This window comes from Flaviflexus massiliensis, assembly GCF_001375495.1.
GTDB lineage: Bacteria > Actinomycetota > Actinomycetes > Actinomycetales > Actinomycetaceae > Flaviflexus > Flaviflexus massiliensis.
On the sequence record NZ_LN831058.1, the window covers coordinates 1437611 to 1462185 of the forward strand.

Below are 24575 nucleotides of genomic sequence, written 5' to 3' on the forward strand. Positions count from 1 at the left end.
ACACCGTGAGTGTTGACAGTTTTGGAGCAAAAGCTGCTCTCAATGTCGGGGATAAAACCTACGACATGTATCGCCTTGATGCAGTTCCCGGACTGGAGAAACTGCCCTACAGCTTGAAGGTCCTGGCAGAGAACCTGCTGCGGACCGAGGATGGTGCGAACGTCACCACCGATCACATCAATGCGCTTGCAAACTGGAACCCAGACTCGGAGCCGAGCCAGGAGATCCAGTTCACTCCCGCACGCGTTGTCATGCAGGACTTTACGGGCGTGCCCTGCGTTGTCGACCTGGCCACGATGCGCGAGGCCGTTGTCGAACTCGGCGGCAACCCCGAGTCCATTAACCCCTTGAACCCCGCCGAGTTGGTCATCGACCACTCGGTCCAGATCGACGTGTTCGGCACGAGCCAGGCTCTCGAGCTCAACATGGAGCGCGAATACGAGCGCAACGGCGAACGCTACCAGTTCCTCCGCTGGGGTCAGGGCGCATTCGAAAACTTCAAGGTCGTTCCCCCCGGCACCGGCATCGTCCACCAGGTCAACATCGAATACCTGGCACGCGTGACGATGGCCGCGGAGCAGGATGGTGCGACCGTTGCTTACCCCGACACCTGTGTCGGTACTGACTCCCACACGACCATGGTCAACGGCCTTGGTGTGCTGGGCTGGGGCGTTGGCGGTATTGAGGCCGAGGCCGCGATGCTCGGCCAGCCGATCTCCATGCTCATTCCCCGCGTCGTTGGCTTCAAGCTCAAGGGCGAGATCCCTGCCGGTACCACCGCAACCGACGTGGTTCTCACGATCACCGAAATGCTGCGCCAGCACGGCGTGGTCGGCAAGTTCGTAGAATTCTACGGTGAGGGCGTCGCCGAGGTGCCGCTCGCAAACCGCGCCACCATCGGCAACATGTCTCCCGAGTTCGGTTCGACCGCGGCCATTTTCCCCGTCGACGATGTCACGCTCGACTACATGCGCCTGACCGGCCGTGATGAGGAGCAGATCGCTCTCGTCGAGGCCTACTCCAAGGAGCAGGGACTGTGGCACGATCCGTCCGTCGAGGTTGAGTACTCCGAATACCTTGAGCTTGACCTGTCGACGGTCGTTCCGTCGATCGCGGGCCCGAAGCGCCCTCAGGACCGCGTGCCCCTGACCGAGTCGAAGGAGTCCTTCGCCGGCACCCTGCCCGACTACATTTCGGGCAAGGGCCACGAGTCCACCGAACTTGATCTCGAAATTGAGTCGACCATGGATGCGTCCGATCCGATCTCGCCCGATGGGCATTCGGTTCCCGGTGACTCCCGTGAAGTTGCTGCAAAGGCTGCAACTCGCCCGCACCGCACCGTGCCGATCACGATGCCGGATGGAACGAAGACGAAGCTTGATCACGGTGACGTTGTCATCGCCTCGATCACGTCGTGCACGAACACGTCGAACCCGTCGGTGATGATGGCAGCGGCACTGCTCGCCAAGAAGGCGGCCGATCTTGGACTGAAGTCGAAGCCCTGGGTCAAGACCTCGATGGCTCCCGGCTCCAAGGTTGTCACCGACTACTACGAGAAGGCAGGCCTGTGGCCCTCCCTCGACGCTCTCGGCTTCAACCTCGTTGGCTACGGTTGCACCACCTGCATCGGTAACTCCGGCCCCCTCCCCGAAGACATCTCCCGCGTTGTCAACGACGAGGACCTGACCGTTGTCTCGGTCCTGTCAGGTAACCGCAACTTCGAGGGTCGCATTAACCCCGACGTGAAGATGAACTACCTGGCATCCCCTCCGCTCGTCATTGCGTACGCTCTGGCTGGCACGATGGACTTCGACTTCGAAACCGAAGCCCTTGGCCAGGACCACATGGGTAACGACGTGTTCCTTGCTGACGTGTGGCCATCCCAGGAAGAGGTTCAGGAAACGATCGATGCAGCGATCGACTCCGACATGTTCACCCGCAGCTACGGCTCCGTCTTCGACGGTGACGACCGCTGGCGCGCACTCGACACCCCCGAGGGCAACACCTTCGCGTGGGAAGAGGACTCGACCTACGTTCGTAAGGCACCCTTCTTCGAGGGCATGGGACTCACCCCGAGCCCTGTCGAAGACATTTCCGGTGCCCGTGTTCTCGCGAAGCTCGGCGACTCGGTGACCACCGACCACATTTCCCCGGCGGGTGCCATCAAGAAGGATTCCCCGGCAGGTCGTTACCTGACCGACCACGGTATCGCACGCAAGGACTTCAACTCCTACGGCTCGCGCCGAGGCAACCACGAGGTCATGATCCGCGGTACCTTCGCCAACATTCGCCTGCGCAACCAGCTTCTGGACGACGTTGAGGGCGGGTACACGAAGAACTTCCTCACTGGCGAACAGGACTCGATCTTCGATGCATCCGAGGCCTACCGTGAGGCCGGCATTCCCCTCGTCGTTCTCGGCGGTAAGGAATACGGTTCCGGATCCTCGCGTGACTGGGCTGCCAAGGGCACGTCCCTGCTCGGCGTCAAGGCAGTCATCACCGAATCGTTCGAACGTATTCACCGCTCCAACCTCATTGGTATGGGTGTGCTGCCGCTCGAATACAGCAACGGTGACACTGCCGAATCGCTTGGCCTGGACGGTACTGAGACCTTCGATATCTCCGGCATCTCTGCCATCAACGACGGCCCCACCCCGAAGACTGTCTCCGTGGTGGCCACCAAGGAGAATGGCGACAAGGTCGAGTTCGAAGCGAATGTCCGCATCGACACCCCCGGTGAAGCCGACTATTTCCGCCACGGCGGAATTCTCCAGTACGTGCTTCGTCAGCTTGTCAACAACTAAACCCATCGTTGTGAGGGACCGGCAACTACCTAAATAGAATTCTTAGCTGGTTCTCCGTAATTGCAGATGTGTGCCCCGTCAGGTCGAACACTGACGGGGCACACATCTGTTTAAGATTCAGGCAATGTGACCTCGCCAGAATGGATTAGTGGCCCAATCCTCGGGGAAACCCATGCCACGCAAATTCATATTTGGCCTGGTGATTAATAGGTCTTGTAATCGCTGAGCCCAGCTACTCTTAGGTGAAATTGTGTTGAGTACGACCTGCAAGGAGACCATTACCGGATATAGGCGCTTCCGTGAACTTTCGGGGAGTGCTCCTTCACCATCAAGCCACGATACTTGCGTCGACGTCGGAATCTTTGGGTAGTTACCAAGTCCGACATTCCACAGTCGGCCATGATGGGCACAAATGTTTCGGACTCGGACGTAAGTTTGCATCCAGGAATCGAGCAGTGGTTCCGTTATGCCAAGTTTTCTAGCTATGTTCGTACGGTCTTGTCGACGAGAAAGATTCCGGTACATGTTTGTCAGCTGTCCAATTGTGAGTGTCTCGACCATGAGCCAAGAGGGAGGAAGCTCTGGGAATCCGTAAGTGGTTAAGTAGTGTTCAAGCGCTGAACGGTGCACTAACCTGTCTTCTCCCTTTTCGGGGGTTCCATGTAGCCGTGTGACACCAGTCTGTTGGACGATTCGCAATAGCTCCTGATGCCTGCGCTGATCTTGAAAGTGAGTCTCGCTGATGTACCAGTGTGAGTCCCGATACGTGGTCGACATGCGGTCAGTAATTGCGGCACGAACCGCCACCTCTATCCGCTCAAGTGCATCCATGACAAGAAGCCTTAGATAGCGATCAAAAACGTAGAGGTCAAGTATGTTGTCGAAGCTAGTTCCGGTTCTGAACAAGTGATCTGATCCAGCTATTTGAAACGGGATTGAATAGGGAGAAAGTCGATAGTAACCAATGTGCCGCAGATATCGGAGAGCTCGGTCACGATCCGGGATAACGAGACCCCGGCTGGCTAGGCGTGCGACAAGCTCGTCGAGCGCCAGGGGCGGTTTGGTGTAATGTTGGGTGCCGCGTGGGCGCGGCCCTCGGCGATCCTGCGCCATTGGAAAACCTCCGGACCCGAGATAGAGAAGATCCCCCAAGTGCGCATCGTCGAGAGGCGTGGGGGATTTAGTATCTAAAGCGTATCATGGTGTGCTGCGCTGACAACAAAAAATATCGTTGGTCTTCAATCTTTTGCGTGGGCGATGGGCTCCCCTAGCAGGTGCTGTTGATAAGGGCAGGGGACCGCTCCACGCGCTCGGGTGAGTCCCTTAGTGTGGTGTAAATTCCTGCGGGTTTCCAGCAACGGTGATGGTGAAGATTGTTGGGAGTCATCGTGGGAGACTCAAATGTTCGACCAAGATACAAGAAAGCGACATCCCACGATGACTCACCACCAGTCTGCCCTGACGACCCTGATTTCTGAAGTCCTCACCGACCCTGATCTTGCTCACAACGATGTCTTCCGCCGCCTGCTCCAGGCCGGCCTTCAAGATCTCATCGATGCTGAAGCCACCGTCAAGATCGGCGCTGGCCCTCACGAACGCACCCCTGACCGGATCACTCACCGTAACGGCACCCGGCCCAAGACTCTTGCCACCCCGGCCGGGGAAGTTGACCTACAGATCCCTAAGCTGCGTCAGGGCTCTTTCTTCCCGGCGCTGCTGTCCCCGCGCCGTCGGGTAGATAAAGCGCTTTATGCAGTGATCTGCCAGGCATGGATCGATGGTGTCTGCACCCGCAAGGTTGATCACCTGATCAAAGCCCTGGGCAACGACACCGGTATCTCAAAATCAACCGTCTCGCGTATCTGTGCTGACATTGACGAGGGCGTGAGCCAGTTCCTGGGCCGGCCCTTGGATCACACCTGGTTCCCCTACCTGTTCCTGGATGCGACCTATCTCGACGTGCGTGTACGTAACCGAGTCGTCTCTCAAGCACTTGTCATAGCCACCGGCGTCAGCGGTGAGGGTAACCGCGAGATCCTGGGCATGGCACTGGGTGATTCTGAGACCACCGATTTTTGGACTGAGTTCCTCCGCTCCCTGCGAGAGCGCGGCCTGAAAGTCGCCACAAGCGCTGATCCGCTCGGGGTGGCGGTAGTGACCTCGGATGCTCACGCGGGGTTGAAAGCCGCAGTCAAAGCGATCCTGCCTGGGGCGGCTTGGCAGCGGTGCCGGGTCCACTTCGCCCGTAACATCACCCAACGAGTCGGCTCAGCCCGATCTAAGCCTGTCAATGCCCTGGTCTCAACGATCTTTGCTCAGACCACCGCGCAGGCTGTCAGAGCTCAATACCGCACCGTCATTGACGGTCTATCTGGCTCGTTTCCCGAGGTAGCAGCCATGCTCGAACAGGCCGAAGCAGAGCTGACAGCTTTTGCTGACATGCCTCAAGAGCATTGGAAGAAGATCTGGTCCAATAATCCGATCGAGCGGTTGAATCGGGAGATCAAGCGTCGTGCTGACGTGGTCCAGATCTTCCCCGACCCTGCCAGTGTCACCCGCCTAGTCGGAGCTGTCCTTCAAGAACAGCACGAAGAATGGCTCTACGCCGAACGGCGCTACTTCTCCGAAGTCTCCATGCGAAAACTCATCCACACCCTCAACGCCCCCACCGGGCAAACCGATCACCATCCCGGCCAGGAACTCTTCCTCACCGCCTAACCCAACCCCGAAAAGTTACACCACACCAAAGGACTTGACCGATCATTGCGAACTCTACCGAACGAGGTAACGGGAATTTCGTGTTTTCCCCGGCCTCCGTTAGCTACCAGTTGGCCGTGGCCTCGACCGGCCCCTTCTGTATCTCCCCAGCCGTTACGGAAACACTTGACGGTGGAGAGGACATCGCCGCTACACATTTAGAACTTGCCTCCCACTTGCCTCTGGAAGGGGAAGGCTACTCGACCAATTTGAATGGGCTACTCATTCACAATGCTGACCGAACGGCAGTCATGCTCTCCGAGTCAGAGGAGATAGTGGCGGACTTTTCCATTCCTGTCATCAGCGTAGCCGGAGATGACATGAACGAGATCGGGCACCAGTGGATGGTGGACGTAACGAAGGGACGGAACAGCATGCTTCCCGAAACCCTCAATACCGCCACCGACCTTGCTCTTCTCACCCACCTGGAATATTCGAGCACATGGAGTTCCGCACCCGGTGTCACGACGATGACCTTCACCTTTGAGGAAGGACGGAGCGAACCCGTTCCCGCTCTCGAGATAGCTGGAGCTAAAGCGTCGGAAGCCAATCGAGGAACTGTTATTGAGCTACCGACTACCAGCCCTGACCCAACCCGAATCTTCCTGCCCGATGATCCCAGTCAGCCCGTGACTTCCGATGACTGGGAAACGATCGGTTTGCCGCGCGATGCTGTTGTGACCGTGCCAACGTTTTCCACGACGACAGCATTCGACATGGGAGGAACGTACGACGGGAAGGGCATGCAAGGTGATGCGTGCGAGATGCGGGATGGGGTGGGCCTCAATACCGAACTCGTGAATCCCGTTGCCTCCTACGAACTCAGTTCCTCCGGTATCTCCATCCCTCCGGGAGAAGAGCTAGAACTCACCGACACCACCAATCCCAGTGAAGTACCGTCACTCTACGACGACGAAGAAGTGCAGCACGTTCAGATCGATCGACCCTTCACCATCACGACCACGGATGCTGATACGGGATGGACGCTCCTTTACGGCACCATCACAGACCCAACCCGTCGACTATAAGTTTCAGTTACTAGGCAGGACATCATGAAAACCAGAAGAGCATTCGCCATCGCCATGATCCTCACCGTGTCCGCCTGCGGGAATGAGGCAGCGAACGACCAGGATGATCCCACGGTTGATCCCACGGCAACAGAAGATCCTCTCAATGGTGGTGATCCCGCGTCGGATGAGGAACTGGAGCGGGCAGTGAATACTTCTCTCAACTCAGCTATCGAGGCCTTGCGGGCCAGCGGCTCCGACAACGGCCTCATTTCTCCTGCCTCGCTGGCATATGCACTGGCCATGGCGGGAGAGGGAGCTCAGTGTGAAACTTAGACTGAAATCAATGCCTTCCTTGGTGTTGACGATGATTGCCGCTCCGCCGTTTACTCCGACCTCGTGGGCGGTGTTGGCCACGAGGGGAAGAATGCCGTAACTTCCCTCGATGGAGCGATCGCCCACAATGAAGAGATTGACACAATCAAGACGGACTTCGTCCAGGACGTCGCGAATACGTACGACAGTATGTTCCTGTCGGACACGGTCGAGAATCTGAACCCCGCACTCAATGACTGGGTCGATGAGTCAACCGGTGGTCTACAAACCGAGCTCCCGAGCCCTCTCAAGGACACGACTGCACTCTCGTTCCTGTCAGCCATGCGTTACGAAACGGCATGGGAAGGCCAGGTTCATAGCAAGTCCATCGACTTCACGACGCTGTCGGGAGAAAAAGTCACTGTTGATGGCTACAGCACTGGCGAGAAGACGATCGGATGGGAGGTGGATGGTGGGACGATCATTGAGCTCCCGACTCGGTCCACGGACCCGACTTACGTGTTCTACCCGGATGACACGATTGACCCAAATGAGCTCACGGCCGAGGACTGGAACACGGATGATGCTGGAGGCTTTGACGTATTTGTGACCCTGCCAGCTGTCGACTTCGAGTCTCAAACCGATCTGGTCGAAAACAAAGATGCGATCGCGCTCGAGCACCTAACCGATAGTGAGAAGGGATGCGGCCTGGCGGACTATTCCGTAACCGAGAATGTGTTTATCACCCTCGTCATCCAAAACACCACGTTGCGGATTGATGACAAGGGAATTGCTGCGTCCGCGGTGACACAGACCGATGCGGTGGATGGGGCCGCACCGGACCGAGAAGCACCGGTCAGCATCACTGTTGATCGGCCCTACGCGCTCATGACCACGTCGGAATCGAGTGGCTGGGCACTCATGTATGCCACGATCACCGATCCCAGCACGGCGACCAACTAGGAGCACTCCACGTCGGCTCATGGACTGCACTCATTCCCGCTTGGGCAAGGGTGCAGGCCATGACCTTGTCAGGAAGAGAATTTCCATGTCTTCCGCTTCCATCACCAACGTTCGCTTTGACCTCTGAATACGTCATGGCTGCGGCTAAGTTCCTCACGTTCTGCCTGCCATCATCGCCTTTCAACACGGTGTCCCGATAGACTGTGCCGGTGATTATTGGCCAAAACGTCTCCATGCGAATCGGTACCCGCGAACTCCTGACGAACGCGAACTTCCGTATTGATAAGGGCATGAGAATCGGTCTCGTGGGACGCAACGGTGCTGGTAAGACCACTCTGACCAGGCTCCTCGCAGGAGAGGGCGTCACCTCCGATGTCATTGAGCACTCCGGAACCATCACGCGGTCCGGTGAGATTGGCTACCTCCCTCAGGACCCCCGCACGGGTGACCTGAGTGTCCTTGCCGGGGATCGGGTTCTTTCTGCTCGCGGGATCGATGACACGATCCGGAGGATCCGTAAGGCCGAATGGGAGATGGGGGAGTTCACCGGAGCCCGCCAACAAAAGGCCATGGAACGTTACGTCCGTCTTGATGCGGAATTCACTGCTGCGGGTGGATGGGCGGCGAACTCAGAGGCCGCAACCATCATGAGCGCTCTCGGGCTGCCCGGCAGAGTCATCTCTCAGCCCCTCGAAACCCTGTCCGGTGGTCAGCGCCGCCGCGTTGAGCTTGCTCGCATTCTGTTCTCGCAGGCCAAGACCCTGCTCCTTGACGAGCCCACCAACCACCTCGACCACGACTCGATCCTCTGGTTACGGGACTACCTGCGGAACTATTCCGGTGGTTTTGTTGTCATCTCCCACTCGACGGAGCTCTTGGATGAGACGGTCAACACCGTGTGGCATCTCGATGCCAACCGTGCCGAACTCGACGTGTATTCCATGGGTTGGAAGCTCTACCTGAAGCAGCGCGAAACCGATGAGAAGAGACGCCGCAGGGAACGAGCCAACGCAGAGAAGAAGGCCGCAACCCTGCTTGCTCAGGCGGACAAGATGCGAGCCAAGGCAACGAAGGCCGTCGCGGCACAGAATATGGCCAGGCGTGCGAACCGCATGCTCGATGGCCTGGAATCAGAACGTGCTGCCGACAAGGTCGCGGCCCTGCGTTTCCCCACCCCGGCTCCGTGCGGGAAGACCCCGCTGACCGGCCACGAACTGTCAAAGAGCTACGGTTCGCTCGAAGTGTTTGCAGGCGTGGACCTCGCCATTGACCGCGGCTCCAAGGTCGTGATCCTCGGCCTCAACGGTGCCGGCAAGACCACCCTGTTGCGGATCATGGCAGGGGTCGAGGAACCTGACACCGGTGAGGTGAGGCCCGGGCACGGGCTCAAGCTCGGCTACTACGCTCAGGAACACGAAACGATCGACACGACAAAAACCGTGTACGAGAACATGCGGGCCTCCGCACCGGACCTGGACGACACCGAGGTCCGCAAGGTCCTGGGGTCTTTCCTGTTCTCGGGGGATGATGCGAGCAAACCTGCCGGTGTCCTATCCGGTGGTGAGAAGACCCGCTTGGCTCTCGCGACACTTGTTGTCTCGGCAGCCAACGTGCTCCTGCTTGATGAGCCCACGAACAACCTCGACCCTGCCTCCCGTGAAGAGATCCTCGGAGCACTGCGCACCTATGAAGGTGCCGTTGTGCTGGTGAGTCACGATGAGGGGGCCGTCGAGGCACTCAACCCCGAACGCGTCCTGCTCCTACCGGATGGCGATGAGGACCTGTGGAGCGATGACTACCTGGAATTGATCGCGCTCGCCTGATCGAGGATCTCATCCTCGATTTCCTCATCGGTGCGCCCACGCCGGGAAGGCTTCTTCTTCGGTTCTGTCCTGCTGGTACTCAGCCCCAGGTCCCTCAACTCTTCGTCCGTGAGGTCCAGTTCCCGCAGGTCAACCCCGTCTACCACCCACGTGTTTTCGGCTGCCTCACGGCGCGCCAGGATCGGGACGACCGCGAGCGCAGCCAGTGCAAAGAACCGCCACTCCCACGCATAAGCCAGGTGGGAGCCGAGTGATGTTGAGGGCTTGGGGTACGCCTGGGGTGCTCCAGTTTCATGAGATCCTGGCTGGTCTGAGGAGAGTTCGATCCTGCCCTCGTAGACCGGGGCGAGATTTGTCACGGAGTTGGGAAGTGCGTCGATCACCTGGTTGGGGTTGAGTGTGTAGAGGTAGCCGGGTGCGGGCTTACGATCATTGGGTTCTTCCGGTGGGCGGAGCCTGCCTTCGACGGTTACCGTACCGGCGGGTGGGAGTGGGACGTTTCCTTCACTCCCGTCGTCGCCGTCTGCTTGGAGGCGGGTGATCCAGCCGCGATCGACGATGATGGTGGTGTCGTGGCCGTCAACCTCGGTTTTCATGAGGGCAATGACCTGGTAGGCGGCTTGACCGCTCACTGAGCGCCCCCGCAGGAGCAGCTGACTGTCGGGAATGAATTCACCCGTCACTGTTGTTTCGTGCCATTCGTCGCTGCGGCTATCAAGTTCGCCGAGTGGAGCTGCTTCCTGGTCCCATGCGGTGTCGATCTGATTGGCGCGCGCAACTTTTTCTTCGTAGCGGCCATGCTGCCATTGCCCGAGGAACACGCAGGTAATGGAGGCGATGATCATGAGGATGATGAGCCCGATCCAGCGAGGGCTGGTGAGGAACGAGTATTTGCCCATTACCGGAAAAACTCTCCCTCGTTCAGGTGGTGGGTCGCCTCATAGGTGGTGAGCTCGCCGTGGTTTTCGACGAGCCTGGGGGAGGGGCCGCGTTCCCGGCCAGCATTGGCGACGAGGACGGCGATTGCGGGGATGATGACTGCGCAGAGGCCGAGGATGATGCGGGCGGGCCAGTTCGGGATGAGGAGAACGAGGATGAAACAGATGATGCGGAAGATCATGGACACGAGGTAGCGGCGGCTCCGCCCCTCAATGTCTTCGTTGAGTGCGCGCCGTACCGAGGTGACCGATACGATCTTCGATGCGCGTTTTCCCATAGTCCCAGGTTACGCCACCTGGTGGAGCAACCAATATTCGCGGTTTACAGTGTTGCTATGAAACTTGTACTCATGCGCCATGCTCGCGCCAACGATGGATTGCCCGATAAGGCTCGCCGACTGAGCGATGAAGGGCGGGAACAGGCAAAGGACCGAGGCAGGCAGCTCGCCGATACCGTATTCGATTCTGCTTACGTGTCAGATTCTGCCCGGACGAAGGAAACGTTCCGCCTCCTCCAGGTGGATGCCGACCGTATTGAGGAAATGCCGGAGCTCTACCTGGGCTCACATGAGACCGTTATCGAGCTCGTCAGGAATCTGTCCGAGGATGAGAAGATGGTGCTCATCGTCGGGCACGAACCAACGATCTCCGCAGCATCGGCGCTACTGGGTTCAACGTCCGCACGTGTCCACGAAGTCCGCACCGGAGTTTCCCCCTCAACAGCCATCGTTCTTGAATTCGATTCGTGGGATGGCCCTGGCACCATCATCGACGTCATGAGGCCGCAGTCGTAAAGACTGAGCTCCAGGGTTCTTCAGTTCAGTACCCACTCCTGCCTGACGAGCTCGGAAATGGAACGCTGACACCGGTGTCTGAAGTTCTCGGCCAATCTCCGTTCACTAAGGACCGTTAACGATGCGTAGAAGGCTGGTGGAGATTCTTTCTCCACCAGCCTTCTTGGATCTTGCTACCCGTCTCGAGTTGTTTCGAAGCGTGCGGGGTTATGCCCAGCCAAAGAGTGCGCCAACAGCATCGAGCCGGTTGAAGGAAATGTTGGCATCTGCCTGTTCACGGACGATGGGCTTTGCCTGGAAGGCGATGCCAAGGCCGGAGATGCCGAGCATGTCGAGGTCGTTCGCCCCATCGCCGACGCACACGGTGCGATCGAGCGGAACCCTGTACTTGTCGGCCCACGACGTTACCTTCTCGGCTTTCGTTTCCCGACCAATAACGGGACCAATCGTGCGGCCGGTTAGGACACCGTCGTTGATCTCGAGTTCGTTGGCGATCCACTGATCGATCGAGAGACGCTCCGCGAGCGGATCGAGGATCTTCGTGAAACCACCGGAGACGAGTCCGAAACGGGCACCGCGATCGTGAGCGAGCTCGACGAGGCGCTCCGCGCCCGGGGTGGGCCGGATTTCGCGGGCAACGTGGTCGATGATGGTGGACGGCAACCCCTCCAGGACAGCGACACGCAACGTGAGGGATTCTTCGAAGCTCAGTTCGCCCCTCATGGCCCTGTCCGTGACGGCCTTGACCTCGTCCTCCTTGTTGGCGCGGCGAGCAAGGAGCTCGATCGCTTCATCTTGGATGAAGGTGGAGTCGACGTCGGTGACGATGAGGGCGGGGCCGTGTTCGGCGAGGTCACCCCATGTGAGTGCGGCGTCGATGCCGAGAGCGGTTGCGGGGGAGACAAGCTCCTCGTTCCAGCCCGCGAAGTCACCCGTGGCGGTACCCGTGAAGGTGGTGGCGGCAAAGCCGTCCACGGGAACCTCCGTGGCCGTCAGGTCACGCACTCGGCTGTCGAGGTAGCTGTGGGCATGGCGCAGGTAGGCGCCGGGCAAGGGGCGAGGGGACACGAGTCCGAGTCGAACCCTGTCCCCTCCGTTGGGATTCGTCATTTTTTCACGATACTGTTCTTCGGAACAACAACGATTCCGGATTCCGTTACGTGATATCCGCGTGCCATGTCCTCTTCGGGATCGATGCCTAGCTGGGCGCCTTCCTCGACGCGCACGTTCTTGTCAAGAATTGCTTTCGAGATCGTGGCATTACGGCCGATCTGGACGTTGTCGAACAGGATCGAGTTCCGTACCGACGACCAGGAGTTCACGCGCACGTGCGGGGACAGGACCGAGCCCATGACTTCACCACCGGAGATGATGACGCCGGGGGAGATGATCGAGTCGAGCGCGTGGCCGAGGCGTTCGTGGTGACCGTAGACGAACTTCGCGGGCGGCAGACCCGTGTAGCCGGTAAAGAGCGGCCACTTGTCGTTGTACAGGTTAAAGACGGGGGACACGGAGATGAGGTCCATGTTGGAGTCGTAGAACGCGTCGATCGTTCCCACGTCACGCCAATAGTTGCGGTCCTTATCGGTGGAACCGGGAACGTCGTTGAACGTGAAGTCGTAGAGACCGGCCTGCCCGGCTTCCACAAACTTCGGCACGATCGAACCACCCATGTCGTGGGATGAGTCGTCATCCAACGCGTCGGCCTTGACGACGTCGATGAGCGCATCGGTGTTGAACACGTAGTTGCCCATGGAGGCGAGAACTTCGTTCGGGGAGTCCTTCAGACCAACAGCATCCTTGGGCTTCTCCAGGAATGCGCGCATCTTGACCGGGTTGTCCGGGTCCGCATCGATCACACCGAACTGGTCAGCAAGCTCGATGGGCTGCCTGATACCGGCTACGGTCATCGGAAATCCCGAATCAATGTGGGACTCGACCATCTGCGAGAAGTCCATGCGGAAAATATTGTCCGCACCAGTGATGACCACAATGTCGGGCCGCTCATCCTCAATCGTGTTGAGCGACTGGTAGACGGCGTCTGCAGAACCGAGGAACCAGTTCTTACCCTTGCGCTGCTGGGCAGGCACCGGAGCGACATAATTGTCGAGCATGGTAGACATGCGCCACGTCTTGGAAATGTGGCGGTCAAGGGAGTGGGACTTGTACTGCGTGAGGACAACAACCTTCAAGTACCCCGAGTTCACGAGGTTTGACAGCGAGAAGTCGATCAGTCGGTAGATGCCTCCGAAGGGAACGGCCGGTTTGGCGCGCTCGGCAGTGAGCGGCATCAGGCGTTTTCCTTCCCCACCGGCGAGGACAATGGCGAGGACACGGGGATTAGATCTCATGACGACAACTATACCCAAGACCGTGACCGGGACCACCGAGTTTGCAGAAATTCTCCACTTCCGTGGGTACGATAAAGGAAGGAAACGTCACGACATTGAAAGGGAGTTCCCATGAGGGTTGATTTACTAACACGCGAATACCCACCCAATATTTACGGTGGTGCCGGTGTCCACGTTGCGGAACTGTCAAAAGTCCTAGCCGATCATGCCGACGTGCACGTCCACGCCTTCGACGGCCCCCGCGACGGCAACCCGGTTCCCGGTGTCACCGTCACGGGATACGACTACCTGGACGGTCTCGAAGGCAACGATGCCATTAAGACGTTCGGGGTCGATCTGCAGATGGTTGCCGGCGTCGAGGGCGCAGACCTGGTCCACTCCCACACCTGGTACGCGAACCTCGCCGGCCACCTGTCGGGACTCATGTACTCGATTCCTCACATCATCTCCGCCCACTCGCTCGAACCGCTCCGCCCCTGGAAGCGGGAACAGCTCGGTGGCGGCTACGAGCTCTCCGCCTTCGCGGAAAAGACCGCGTACGAAGGAGCCGCTGGCCTCGTCGCGGTGTCGCGCGCCATGCGAGAAGATATTCTGCGCAGCTACCCGAAGGTTGACGAATCCAAGGTGGAGGTCATCCACAACGGCATCGACCTGGATGCGTGGAAGCGTCCCGAGTCCCTCGATGAAGCCGAGGCCTACTTCCGTTCCTACGGGCTCGACCCCGACCGTCCCACAATTATCTTCGTTGGTCGCATTACCCGGCAGAAGGGCGTCCCGCATTTCCTGCGTGCCGTCGCCCAGCTCCCTCGTGACATCCAGGTCATTCTCTGTGCCGGTAAGCCCGACACCGTCGAGATCGCGAACGAAGTCCGCGGGCTCGTCGAGGACCTTCAGAAGGAACGCGACGGCATTGTCTGGATTGAAGAGCACCTCCCGCACGACAAGATGGTGTTCCTTCAATCTATGTCCACCACTTTCGTCACCCCCTCCGTCTACGAGCCTCTCGGGATCGTCAACCTTGAGGCCATGGCGTGCGGCCTGCCCGTCGTGGGCTCCGATACCGGAGGCATTCCCGACTGCATCGTTCACAACGAGACCGGACTCCTCGTTCCCATCGACCAGGTTGATGACGGGACCGGAACCCCGAAGGATTCGACGCAGTTCGAAGCTGACCTTGCCTCAGCCCTCGTCGAGGTCTGCGCCGATCCCGAACGCGCCGCAGCGATGGGTAAGGTCGGCCGTAAGCGTGTCGAAGAGCAATTCTCGTGGGATTCCATTGCGGTGAAGACGATGGACTTCTATCGCAGGGTCCTCGACCGCTTCTGAGTGGACTAAACTGGGATATATGGGAGATGTTCTAGAACTTCAGCAGGTATCGGTGCGGCGCGGAAGCCGCAATATTGTCGACCGTGTCGACTGGTCCGTGAACGAGGGTGAACGCTGGGTCATTCTCGGCCCCAACGGGGCCGGGAAAACCTCCCTCATTCAGCTTGCTGGAGCCCGCCTCTTCCCGACCGTGGGAACCGCGACCATCCTTGGTGAGAAGGTCGGCAAGGCCAACGCAGCCGAGCTTCACCCTCTTATCGGCCTCGCATCCTCCGCACTCGATGCGCGGATCCCGGGATCGGAACACCTCCACGACGTGGTCCGGACCGGCGCCTACGGAGTGACGGCCCACTGGCGGGAGCAGTACGACGAGGAAGACGACCAGCGTGCGCGCGGACTCCTTGCGACCATGGGCGTCGGTGAACTCGCCGACCGAACGTTTGCGTCGATCTCTTCTGGGGAAAAGAAGCGTGTGGGCATTGCTCGTGCGCTCATGCCCGATCCGGAAATCCTGCTCCTCGACGAGCCTGCCTCCGGTCTCGATTTGGGCGGACGTGAGGAACTCATGGGATCGTTGCGAACCCTGTCCTCCGATCCCGCAGCGCCGTCCATGATCCTCGTGACCCACCACGTGGAAGAGATTCCTGCGGGCTTCACCCACGTTCTGCTCATGAAGGACGGATCCGTTCTTGACAGCGGCGAGATCGATGACGTGTTGACGAGTGAGAACCTATCGGAATGCTTCGGTATCAAACTTGGTGTTGAAAAAACTGGGGACCGCTACACGGCCCGTGCGACGTTGAACTGAGCTTGGCCTCACAGCCGCGCCCTATACTGGTAACTGAGTCACAACATGAGGAGTACATATGGGCTGGATGGCTTGGCTAATCATCGCAATCGTCTTGGGAATTATCGAGATGTTGACGGTCGAGTTCACCTTCCTCATGTTGGCTGGTGGCGCACTAGCCGCGGCAGCCGCCGCGGGCTTCACCGATAACCTGGCTGTCCAGGTTATTACCTTCGCAGTCGTTGCCGTCATCCTCCTGTTGACGGTACGACCCTGGGCACGGAACCACATTTACCAATCCAGCCCCGAAACCAGAACCAATTCTCATGCCCTCCTCGGACGGCAGGCAGAAGCGATCAGTGACGTGACGGCCCGTGGCGGCCGTATCAAGCTTGGTGGTGAAGTGTGGTCGGCCAGAACGGCAGGCGACATCATCCCCTCCGGTGCTCTGGTCGTTGTTAACCACATCGACGGCGCAACCGCGATCGTCAGCCCAAGGTAAGGAATCATGTTAGAAGACACGTCACCGGGCCAGATTATTCTCTGGATCCTCCTACTTGTTCTCGTTGTCTTTATTGCAGCGGCCCTCTTCAAGTCCGTCCGCATCGTCTCTCAGGGTGAGGCACAGATTGTGGAACGACTGGGCAAGTACCATCGCACACTCACCCCGGGTATGCACTTCCTCGTCCCCTTCATCGACCAGATCCGCCAGCGCGTCGACCTTCGTGAACAGGTTGTGCCCTTCCCTCCGCAGCCCGTTATCACCTCCGACAACATCGTTGTCAACATCGACACCGTCATCTACTACCAGGTGACCGGGCCCGAGGCAGCGACCTACGAGATCGCCAACCCCATGGCCGGTATCGAACAGCTCGCAGTCACAACCCTGCGTAACATCATTGGTTCGATGGACATGGAGCAGGCGCTCACCGGACGTGACCAGATTAACGGACAGCTCCGCGGAGTGCTCGATGAGGCGACGGGACGCTGGGGCATCCGCGTCAACCGTGTCGAGCTCAAGGCTATCGACCCGCCCGCAACCGTCCAGTCGGCCATGGAGCAGCAGATGAAGGCGGAACGTGACCGCCGTGCAGCAATCCTCACCGCTGAAGGTATCAAGCAGTCCGCGATCCTGACCGCCGAGGGTGAAAAGCAGTCCGCGATCCTCACGGCCGAAGGAGACGCTCAGTCAACGATCCTCCGCGCCCAGGGTGAATCCCGAGCCATCCTCCAGGTCTTCGACGCTATCCATCGTGGCAACGCAGATCCGAAGCTACTCGCATACGAGTACATTCAGATGCTGCCGAAGATCGCTGACTCGGAGTCGTCGAAGATGTGGATCATTCCGACCGAACTCACCGAGGCACTCAACGCAGTCACCACCGGTTTCGGTGGCACCCCGAAGACCCCGGTCGCGGGCGATTCGGATGAGCAGCCCAAGGTTGATTTCGGTCACGGTGACGAGGACGTGGCTGATGCCCTGCTCAACACGTCCCTCCCGGACATTGACGATGCCCTCGCGGCCGCGAAGGGGGAGGCTGCCCGCGCAACCGACGAGGCCTCCGAAGCTGGGGAGCACTCGGGTCGCCGTGCACGTCGTAGCGACACGGCTGGACAGGACCCGGATCGTCCGCACCGTGACGAGAACGACCAGCAGTAAGACGAAGAAATGTTTCTAGGGTAGCGACCTGGGTGCAACAATTGAGGGCGGCAATCATGCCGCCCTCAACTCTTTCCGGAAGGACATCGTGTACGTCGAGCTCTCTGGACCTGATGAACGTTTGCAGGACTACACCTCCCTGACCGACGTGGCGCTACGCAAGAAACTGGAGACAGAACGGGGCCTGTACCTCGCCGAATCCACGAATGTTGTCATGCGAGCCATCCAGGCCGGCCACAAGCCTCGCTCTTTCCTCACCGCGCCCAAGTGGATTCCGACCCTCGAACCGTGGATCGAGCAGGCCTGCGGAAGCCTTGATGGGGGAGAGACGCCCGTTTATCTTGCCGGGGAGGACGTGCTCGAACAGATCACGGGATTCCATCTGCACCGCGGAGCTCTCGCCGCCATGCACCGCCCTGCGCTACCCCAGGTCGCCGACATTGTTAAGGACGCGAAGGTTGTTGCCGTTATTGAAGATCTCGTTGACCACACGAATGTTGGTGCGATCTTCCGCTCGTGCGCAGCCCTTGGCGTCGATGCAGTCCTCGTCAGCCCAGGGTGCGCCGACCCGCTCTACCGCAGATCGGTGCGCGTCTCGATGGGCACCGTCTTTCAAGTGCCGTGGACACGGCTCGAATCGTGGCAGGACCTGGAAGTCATGGTTGGGCAGGGGTGGAAGGTAGCCGCCCTCGCGCTGACCGAGGAGTCCGTTTCCCTCGCGGAATTCACTAACTCTCTGGAGCCCGATGATCGAGTCGCGCTCCTGTTCGGAACCGAGGGGCACGGACTGTCGAAGTGGGCGCTTCGCGCCGCAACCCACACGGTCAGGATTCCCATGGCGGGTGGTGTGGACTCACTCAACGTCGCCGCAGCGTCAGCGGTAGCAAGCTATGCGGTCACCCAAGGATTGCACGGGGATCACAGGTCATCCTGACCCAAAAATGTTGCTTGTCACTGCTCACTCGATCGATATCGCGAAGGTCACAGTGATTACCGGTTATAACCGGTTGCTCGAGCACCCTCTTCGTGGTGGGTTTAATGTGTGAGTATTACTTCCGTTCCCGATGCTATTTTTGTTCGCGCCCTCGGGCAGGTCTGTCTGCGGTACCGGAAAGAGCGGGGGATTAGCCAACAGACTTTCGCAGATTCGGTGGGAATGGATCTGAGCAATTACCAGTACATTGAGCACGGACAGAATCCCCGTGGCGACATGTCCAATCCGCAAATGAAGACCCTGCTTGCTATTGCGCGCGGCTTCCAGGTGCCGCTCAACGTCATGATGAATGACGCGTGGGAGACCGCCACCAGCAAGCTGTAGTCCACGTCTTTTCTTTAGCCCCCTGTTCCACAGGGGGCTTTCCTCTGCATTCAGATCGGTGCCTGGGTGGGCAGATTGTTCTCGATGAGCGGGCTAAGCCCGAAGTCAAAGGAAGGACAATCATGTTCATCAGTCAGATAGCTGTGCCCCGGCCCCGGCCGGTCGCGACCCGAGCGGGGAGGCATCATGGATAGCCTCTGGATACCGGCCGTACTCCTCCTGATCTGCGTTAGCTCTATCGCCCTATTTGTCATCAGGAGGAAGCAGTGAGAAAAACACTTGCTTGCCTCGCTCTCACGGGACTGCTGTCCGGCGCAGGAATCACGGCAGCCCAGGCTGACCTCACCGCGACACTCAACGTGGACTGGGATGGGGCGCCGGCAGAAATCTCCTCGGGAGACGTGGCGGTAGCAACCATCGAATGGGATTCGAACTATGCTCACGGATACCTGGACGATGCTGAACCAACCGAATCGACGTTTACGATCACGGCAGAGCGCGGCACGATGGTGTCAATGCCCGACCAGTGCGGGGACGGCTCCATCCTGAGCCCCACCGAGATTAGTTGCGTGCTGACGATGCCGGACGATGACGGTGTGGCAGGGATGCTTCCCGTCCCGGTGCGGGCGTGGGGTTCGAACGGTGACAACCTCACCGTCACCGTCACCGACCCACATGGCAATGTTGCCAACGCACCGAACATTCCCATCGTCGCCACCTCCGGAATCGACGTTTCCCTGGCCCCGGCAGGAATCTCGCCATCGGACTACCTTTTTAATGAGACGGCCGATGCGACAACGACCGTGCCGATCATGGTGTCGGTTCCCATCGGGGCTGAACCACTCGACGGTGATGTTGCTATCGAGCTTGTTCTCGATACGACGAGCGGTCCCGACATCTCCGAGCACATGAAGCACCTCGAAATTGTCAACGTCGGAACGGGCGGTGCCATGACCGGGGTTGCCGCGAACAGCGGTCACTACCCCAGGCCGGAAGTTGAGGTGGGCATTGTTGAGAACGTGCTGACACTGACCTTCCCCGTCGCGGATGTTATCTCACCGAGTGTGGATGGTGCCGGTCAGGTCCTGGACACGGTTCCGGTCGCATCCTTCGGGCTGCGCTTCACCTACCCCGTGTACTCTGCCGAGCAGAACAACATGGCCATGTCCTGGTCTGCCCAGGTCCGCTCCGTCAGGGCACGCACGGCGACGGCGGAGTTGACGGAACAGATTCGTACGACGAACGATCTGTCGGTCACCTCCTTCGTTTCCGATGGTTCGGTCAGTGCCCGCTTCGTCAACGGACATGCCCCAAGCGCGGGCGGGATCCTCGCGGAACCGGGCGACGATCCGGCAAAGCTGCCGGCCGTTCACCGCGACGTGTGGGACCCCGCCCAGGGGACCGGCACACTCTCGGCCGGCGCGGACAACTGGCAGGGACGCGGACCAATCCTGCCGGGTGACCAGATGGTGGGGATCGTCAACTCTGCCCACTATCTCGGCCACGGGACAGCGGACTACGAGCCGGGAACAACCCACGGCTACTGCCTGATTTTCGATCGCGAGAAGGGCACCACGTCATACAACGGGCTCTATTCCGTGACCCAATTGCAGGACTACACCCTTGAGTACCTGTCCGGCCCCATCCCGGGTGGATTTGCCACACCGGACTGCGGGCAGGGCGAATGGTCGCAGGCCGCGGTGGCTGATCCGACCGCGATTCGGATTCTCTTTGATCCGGCGAAGCAGGAGGCTGACTTTACTGCCCGTCCGATCCTCGGTGCCGGCTACCTTGCGGCCGAAGACCTGGACGAAGGGGAGCGTGCATGGATGGCCGGAGGACACAGCCTCGATATTAGCCAGGGATGGAACATGACGGGGTCACCCATTGCGGAAGCCCCCGGATACGGATCGACCACGACCTTCCGCGATGCGGTGGAAGCCGTTCCGTCTCGCACCTCCGTCTCCCTTGAGGCATCGAGCGACACGGTCGCACGCGGTCAGGAGATTACCTGGACGGTCCAGACGCGAGTCTCGGCAGCACCCTTTGCCGATCGGGGAACCGATACGGTCACGCATAGGCTCACTCTCCCTGCGGGGGTGGAATACGTCAGTTCAGAGGTTGACCCGACGATCGGTGAAGAACACGGACGCCAAGTGCTGACGTGGGATGGGTCGGTTGAAGTGGGAACTCCACTCAATACCGATATTGTCACCGTGCACAGGACCGGGACCGGATCTCTCACGGCACAGGTTGCTGTTGAAAATCAGGACAGTGCGCGGCTGAGAACCGATAGTGACTCGGCTTCGGTTGCTGCCCTCGCATCGTCAGGAACCTACCTCGCAAAAATGTCGGAATCCTCCGAATTTGCGCTTGATGGTGCCAACAGGTGGACGGTGGAATTGCACAACCGTGATGCCGACCCGGTCACAGTCGCGGATACGATCGACATCCTGCCCTTCGAAGGGGATGGTCGAGGAACCATCACCTCCGCTGATGTCAGCATTGTGGAGATCGCTGGGGGAGAACCGTGGGTCACCACCGCCGACCCGAGCACGCTTAATCCCGACCCTGCCGCAACGGAAAATGGCGCGCCAGGACAGCCCTCCAGCATGTGGGAGGAATGGAACGGTCAAGAGAACGTCACTGCCGTGCGATGGGTCAGCCGTGATCTCGGGCCCGGTCAGGTCGCGACCTACACCATCGACTATTCGGTTACGGGTGCGACCAACGGGGACCTGTTTGTGAACTCGGCGCAGACCCGCACGGTTGGCTCAACCACGATGATCAACTCGAGCGCCTCCACGACCGTTGGCGACCCCGCCGACCTTCAGGTTCACAAGAGGCTCGTAGGTTCGGACAGTGCCCTTGCTGCCGGTGAGGAGCTGACGTTCGAGATCCAGGTGAAGGGAACCGGCCCGGGCACCGTGCGCGGAGCGACCCTTGTCGATATACCGGTCAAGGGACTGACTGACATCACCTTCACCCACGTGGACCAGGGCACCGCCGAAGGGGGCGTGTGGCGCATCGGTGATCTACCCGAAGGGCAGATCCTCACCGCTACCGTCACGGGCATTGCCACCGGTGGGCCGGTGGAAAACATGGTTGTGGCAGAACCCTGCGATGACTGCGTCCCAACCCCGCCCCCGGCCTGCGTCCCCAACGTTGACGTGGAGTCGGACACCGACAGGTGCGATTTTGTTGAACTGACCGAACAGCCCGTTCTCAAGGTTGACAAGCACCATGAAGGGATCCTGCCTGAATCCGGACCCGTGAGTTTCACCATTACCGTCGCCAATGACACCCAGCCCGAGGAGGGAACGGTCACCGCTGCGAGCCTCGTGACGGCAACCGACCTGCCGGGAATGGGACTCGACCCTGCCACCATCGCGTGGAGCGACCTGAGCGTGGGAGAAGCGAGTGGAGCAGACTGGCACATTGGAACACTCCGCGCCGGTGAACTCGTGACCGCCACCGTGACCGGAGACCTCGTGACCGACACCCAACGCGTCGTCAACGCAGTCTTCGTTCACAACCCGGAGCTACCGAGGGAACTCACCGACCCGCTCGAGCCCATCCCCAACAGTACCGTTTACGAGGATACGGACCAGGCCGACGTCGTTGACCTGAGCCGCGAAGGACGGCTTGCCATCAACAAGGAACTGGCCGAGCTCGATGGTAATCTCCTGACCTACGTCATTGAGGTTGGAAACCTGGGTGGGGAGACCATCGAAGGCGTCACCGTTCACGACCTTCCTGACAGGCACCTCGAGGCAGAACTCGCCCAGCCCACCGCCGGTGAGTTCGACGGTCTCACCTGGCACGTTGGTGACCTCGAACCCGGGCAAGTCGAAACCGTCCTCGTCACAGCCCGTGCCGAACGCGGCATCGACACCGTCACGAACCGCGCCTATACAGAGTCGGAAACAATCCCGCACGATGGCGGATTCGAACCGAATCCAACACTCGAAACCGATACCGACCGTGGCGACATTGTCACCGTCACACTCCCGCAACCCGACCTGCGTATCGACAAGCGCATCCTCGACATCAACGCCACCAGCGCCACCTTCGAGATCGAAGTCTGCAACCTCGGAGACGGCACCGCCACCGCGGTAACCGTGACCGACGAAGGGGGACAGTCCATCACCTCCCTCGATTCGGATGATGAACGGTACAACGACGGAACGTTCTACATCGGGAACCTCGAGGCAGGGGACTGCGAGACACTCACGGTTGCAGCAACCATCACCGGCAACGGACACAACATCGCCTACGTCGACTCACCCGACGACCACCTTGAAGAAGGCGCCAACCAGCCCAACGAGTCCATCGCTGACGACATTGACGGCTGGGACAGGGTTGACTTCACCATCCCCGGGGCCGCGGGCCCCACACCGGAAGAGCCCCTCGCCTTCACCGGCCCACGGGTCGGCGGCCTCATTGCCGGAGGCATCGGACTCCTGACACTCGGGGCAGGGATTCTCGTCTCACGACGCCGAATCTAACCCCATCAGACAGCCAGGCCCCACACCGATAACACAGATCGGGAAACAGGGGACTGACCGTCACGCGTGAGAGGTTTTGCCGGGGCTACTCAGCCCCGGCAAAACCATTCTGACGCCACGCTTCGTAGATGGCGATCGATGCCGAATTTGCCAAATTCAATGACCGGATATGAGGCTGCATCGGAATGCGTACCCGCTTCGTCACAGCCCCATGGTCCATGACATACTCCGGCAGTCCGGTAGGCTCCGGGCCAAAGAGCAAAACATCGCCGGGCTCGTACAACACATCGGCAAAAGAGTTAGATGTGTGCCCCGTGAACGCGTAAATCTTCCGCCCTTCACCAAGATGCTCCAGGAGAGCATCCCAGTTCTTGTGAATCTTCAGATCAGCCAGGTCGTGATAGTCCAAACCGGCACGACGAAGATGAGCATCGCTGAAATTAAAACCCAGAGGCTCCACCAGATGAAGGGTGATACCCGTGCAGGCAGACAGGCGAATAGCGTTGCCCGTATTGGAGGGAATGCAGGGCTCGTAAAAGACGACATCAAACACGAGCCAAGACTACCTACTGTTGATACGTCACTTCCAACGTGGCACGAGCAATCGTGTGGAACAACGCGTTAAACGACACCGCTGCCATGGACACATCATCCGGCAGATCCAGGGTCGGAACATCGAGAGCATGGACCGCAAAAATGTAGCGGTGCGGACGATCACCGGCAGGTGGGTTCGCGCCCTCCCAGCCCCACTCGCCACCATCGGTCCGCACGTGAGTGGCGGCGCCAGGAAGGAACAAGTCCGACTGCCCGTGACCGCGATCCAAGAACGTCACGGCCGTATCGAGATCAACGATCGCCCAATGCCAATACCCGGATGGTGTTGGGGCGTCCGGGTCGAAGCAGGTCACAACAAAACTCTTCGTCTCCTCTGGGAAACCGTGCCATGACAGCTGGGGAGACACGTTCTCGCCCTCGAACGTGTGCTCCTTCGGCATTGCCTGCCCGGCCACAAGATCGCTTGATTCCAACGTAAAAGAGGGGACCGGGGGAAGAGACTCGTACGGATCGGGTGCAATGGGACGCTCAAGATTCATAACCCCAGTCTATGTCAGCAGTCACACCCATGTGAGAGGACGGGGTCCGCGTCACTCAAAATTACGGTCGATTTTTGCCGTTCGAGACCCTAAGCTAGCTATCGAACAAACGTTCTAATCGAGGAGGGGT

At 59.5% G+C, this 24575-nt stretch carries 21 protein-coding genes; 14 read left to right on the forward strand and 7 right to left on the reverse strand.

All coding sequences use genetic code 11. The annotated features are described in order from the left end of the window. Window positions 1-65 precede the first annotated feature (65 nt). Window positions 66-2804 (forward strand): aconitate hydratase AcnA, encoded by a 2739-nt coding sequence (gene acnA / locus BN1241_RS10625; protein ID WP_230198342.1) that lies wholly within the window; start codon window positions 66-68, stop codon window positions 2802-2804. A 117-nt stretch (window positions 2805-2921) separates the two neighbouring features. Here acnA and BN1241_RS13650 read toward each other — a convergent pair whose 3' ends face one another. After that, window positions 2922-3917: an Abi family protein gene (locus BN1241_RS13650; RefSeq protein WP_077138366.1), complete on the reverse strand. Its 996-nt coding sequence runs from the start codon at window positions 3915-3917 to the stop codon at window positions 2922-2924. 324 nt (window positions 3918-4241) lie between these two features. On the opposite strand from BN1241_RS13650, the gene BN1241_RS10630 reads away from it, so the two are divergent. The 5 genes from BN1241_RS10630 (at window position 4242) to BN1241_RS10650 (ending at window position 9669) form a co-directional block, all read left to right on the forward strand. Beyond that, entirely contained in the window at window positions 4242-5522 is a 1281-nt protein-coding gene (locus BN1241_RS10630) for an IS256 family transposase (protein WP_054952389.1), read from the forward strand. A 44-nt stretch (window positions 5523-5566) separates the two neighbouring features. Next, complete coding sequence (locus tag BN1241_RS10635) at window positions 5567-6589, forward strand: serpin family protein (RefSeq protein WP_390618023.1); 1023 nt, start codon at window positions 5567-5569, stop codon at window positions 6587-6589. A gap of 24 nt (window positions 6590-6613) precedes the next feature. After that, a complete protein-coding gene (locus tag BN1241_RS10640) occupies window positions 6614-6904 on the forward strand; it encodes a serpin family protein (RefSeq protein ID WP_147599414.1) in 291 nt (96 codons plus the stop codon). A gap of 6 nt (window positions 6905-6910) precedes the next feature. Then, on the forward strand, window positions 6911-7846 hold the full coding sequence (locus BN1241_RS10645; RefSeq protein ID WP_082418329.1) for a serpin family protein: 936 nt from the start codon (window positions 6911-6913) through the stop codon (window positions 7844-7846). Window positions 7847-8079: 233 nt separating this feature from the next. Beyond that, complete coding sequence (locus BN1241_RS10650; protein ID WP_054953898.1) at window positions 8080-9669, forward strand: ABC-F family ATP-binding cassette domain-containing protein; 1590 nt, start codon at window positions 8080-8082, stop codon at window positions 9667-9669. Here BN1241_RS10650 and BN1241_RS10655 read toward each other — a convergent pair. Both BN1241_RS10655 and BN1241_RS10660 read right to left on the reverse strand, forming a co-directional pair. Then, a complete protein-coding gene (locus tag BN1241_RS10655; protein WP_054953553.1) occupies window positions 9642-10568 on the reverse strand; it encodes an SURF1 family protein in 927 nt (308 codons plus the stop codon). The genes BN1241_RS10650 and BN1241_RS10655 overlap by 28 nt on opposite strands. Then, window positions 10568-10885 (reverse strand): DUF3099 domain-containing protein, encoded by a 318-nt coding sequence (locus BN1241_RS10660; protein WP_054953554.1) that lies wholly within the window; start codon window positions 10883-10885, stop codon window positions 10568-10570. Before BN1241_RS10660 ends, BN1241_RS10655 begins: the two co-directional genes overlap by 1 nt. Before the next feature lie 57 nt (window positions 10886-10942). Between BN1241_RS10660 and BN1241_RS10665 the strand changes: the two genes are divergently transcribed. After that, window positions 10943-11401: a SixA phosphatase family protein gene (locus tag BN1241_RS10665; protein ID WP_054953555.1), complete on the forward strand. Its 459-nt coding sequence runs from the start codon at window positions 10943-10945 to the stop codon at window positions 11399-11401. Window positions 11402-11608: 207 nt separating this feature from the next. Here the strand turns inward: BN1241_RS10665 and serB are convergent, their stop codons facing one another. Both serB and glgC read right to left on the reverse strand, forming a co-directional pair. Beyond that, entirely contained in the window at window positions 11609-12511 is a 903-nt protein-coding gene (gene serB / locus BN1241_RS10670) for a phosphoserine phosphatase SerB (protein WP_082418330.1), read from the reverse strand. Further along, window positions 12508-13752 carry a glucose-1-phosphate adenylyltransferase gene (gene glgC / locus BN1241_RS10675; RefSeq protein ID WP_054953900.1) on the reverse strand — a complete coding sequence of 415 codons (1245 nt, stop codon included), beginning with the start codon at window positions 13750-13752 and terminating at the stop codon, window positions 12508-12510. The genes serB and glgC overlap by 4 nt, the downstream gene beginning before the upstream one ends. Before the next feature lie 111 nt (window positions 13753-13863). Between glgC and glgA the strand changes: the two genes are divergently transcribed. The 7 genes from glgA (at window position 13864) to BN1241_RS10710 (ending at window position 23351) form a co-directional block, all read left to right on the forward strand. Continuing rightward, entirely contained in the window at window positions 13864-15078 is a 1215-nt protein-coding gene (glgA, locus tag BN1241_RS10680) for a glycogen synthase (protein ID WP_054953556.1), read from the forward strand. 19 nt (window positions 15079-15097) lie between these two features. Further along, window positions 15098-15886 (forward strand): ABC transporter ATP-binding protein, encoded by a 789-nt coding sequence (locus tag BN1241_RS10685; protein WP_054953557.1) that lies wholly within the window; start codon window positions 15098-15100, stop codon window positions 15884-15886. A 67-nt stretch (window positions 15887-15953) separates the two neighbouring features. After that, window positions 15954-16367 carry an NfeD family protein gene (locus BN1241_RS10690; RefSeq protein WP_054953901.1) on the forward strand — a complete coding sequence of 138 codons (414 nt, stop codon included), beginning with the start codon at window positions 15954-15956 and terminating at the stop codon, window positions 16365-16367. Between the two features lie 6 nt (window positions 16368-16373). Further along, window positions 16374-17525, forward strand: coding sequence for an SPFH domain-containing protein (locus BN1241_RS10695; protein ID WP_054953558.1), 1152 nt, complete (start codon window positions 16374-16376; stop codon window positions 17523-17525). A gap of 88 nt (window positions 17526-17613) precedes the next feature. After that, window positions 17614-18459 carry a TrmH family RNA methyltransferase gene (locus BN1241_RS10700; protein ID WP_054953559.1) on the forward strand — a complete coding sequence of 282 codons (846 nt, stop codon included), beginning with the start codon at window positions 17614-17616 and terminating at the stop codon, window positions 18457-18459. Window positions 18460-18567: 108 nt separating this feature from the next. Further along, window positions 18568-18843 (forward strand): helix-turn-helix domain-containing protein, encoded by a 276-nt coding sequence (locus tag BN1241_RS10705; RefSeq protein ID WP_054953560.1) that lies wholly within the window; start codon window positions 18568-18570, stop codon window positions 18841-18843. Between the two features lie 266 nt (window positions 18844-19109). Next, window positions 19110-23351, forward strand: coding sequence for a DUF11 domain-containing protein (locus BN1241_RS10710; RefSeq protein ID WP_054953561.1), 4242 nt, complete (start codon window positions 19110-19112; stop codon window positions 23349-23351). Between the two features lie 85 nt (window positions 23352-23436). On the opposite strand, the gene BN1241_RS10715 is transcribed toward BN1241_RS10710, so the two are convergent. Together BN1241_RS10715 and BN1241_RS10720 are read right to left on the reverse strand one after the other, a co-directional pair. After that, entirely contained in the window at window positions 23437-23904 is a 468-nt protein-coding gene (locus tag BN1241_RS10715; protein WP_054953562.1) for a tRNA (cytidine(34)-2'-O)-methyltransferase, read from the reverse strand. Window positions 23905-23917: 13 nt separating this feature from the next. Next, the gene (locus BN1241_RS10720; RefSeq protein WP_054953563.1) at window positions 23918-24445 is read right to left on the reverse strand and encodes a YbhB/YbcL family Raf kinase inhibitor-like protein; all 528 of its coding nucleotides are present in this window, start codon (window positions 24443-24445) and stop codon (window positions 23918-23920) included. Window positions 24446-24575: the final 130 nt, after the last annotated feature.

Bases quoted from the DNA above. Each gene is read 5' to 3' on its own strand.
- BN1241_RS10720 (WP_054953563.1), bottom strand. From the start codon at position 24,445: ATGAATCTTGAGCGTCCCATTGCACCCGATCCGTACGAGTCTCTTCCC.
- BN1241_RS10650 (WP_054953898.1), top strand. From the start codon at position 8,080: ATGCGAATCGGTACCCGCGAACTCCTGACGAACGCGAACTTCCGTATT.
- serB (WP_082418330.1), bottom strand. From the start codon at position 12,511: ATGACGAATCCCAACGGAGGGGACAGGGTTCGACTCGGACTCGTGTCC.
- acnA (WP_230198342.1), top strand. From the start codon at position 66: ATGTATCGCCTTGATGCAGTTCCCGGACTGGAGAAACTGCCCTACAGC.
- glgC (WP_054953900.1), bottom strand. From the start codon at position 13,752: ATGAGATCTAATCCCCGTGTCCTCGCCATTGTCCTCGCCGGTGGGGAA.
- glgA (WP_054953556.1), top strand. From the start codon at position 13,864: ATGAGGGTTGATTTACTAACACGCGAATACCCACCCAATATTTACGGT.
- BN1241_RS10690 (WP_054953901.1), top strand. From the start codon at position 15,954: ATGGCTTGGCTAATCATCGCAATCGTCTTGGGAATTATCGAGATGTTG.
- BN1241_RS10640 (WP_147599414.1), top strand. From the start codon at position 6,614: ATGAAAACCAGAAGAGCATTCGCCATCGCCATGATCCTCACCGTGTCC.
- BN1241_RS10695 (WP_054953558.1), top strand. From the start codon at position 16,374: ATGTTAGAAGACACGTCACCGGGCCAGATTATTCTCTGGATCCTCCTA.
- BN1241_RS10655 (WP_054953553.1), bottom strand. From the start codon at position 10,568: ATGGGCAAATACTCGTTCCTCACCAGCCCTCGCTGGATCGGGCTCATC.
- BN1241_RS10660 (WP_054953554.1), bottom strand. From the start codon at position 10,885: ATGGGAAAACGCGCATCGAAGATCGTATCGGTCACCTCGGTACGGCGC.
- BN1241_RS13650 (WP_077138366.1), bottom strand. From the start codon at position 3,917: ATGGCGCAGGATCGCCGAGGGCCGCGCCCACGCGGCACCCAACATTAC.
- BN1241_RS10665 (WP_054953555.1), top strand. From the start codon at position 10,943: ATGAAACTTGTACTCATGCGCCATGCTCGCGCCAACGATGGATTGCCC.
- BN1241_RS10630 (WP_054952389.1), top strand. From the start codon at position 4,242: ATGACTCACCACCAGTCTGCCCTGACGACCCTGATTTCTGAAGTCCTC.
- BN1241_RS10685 (WP_054953557.1), top strand. From the start codon at position 15,098: ATGGGAGATGTTCTAGAACTTCAGCAGGTATCGGTGCGGCGCGGAAGC.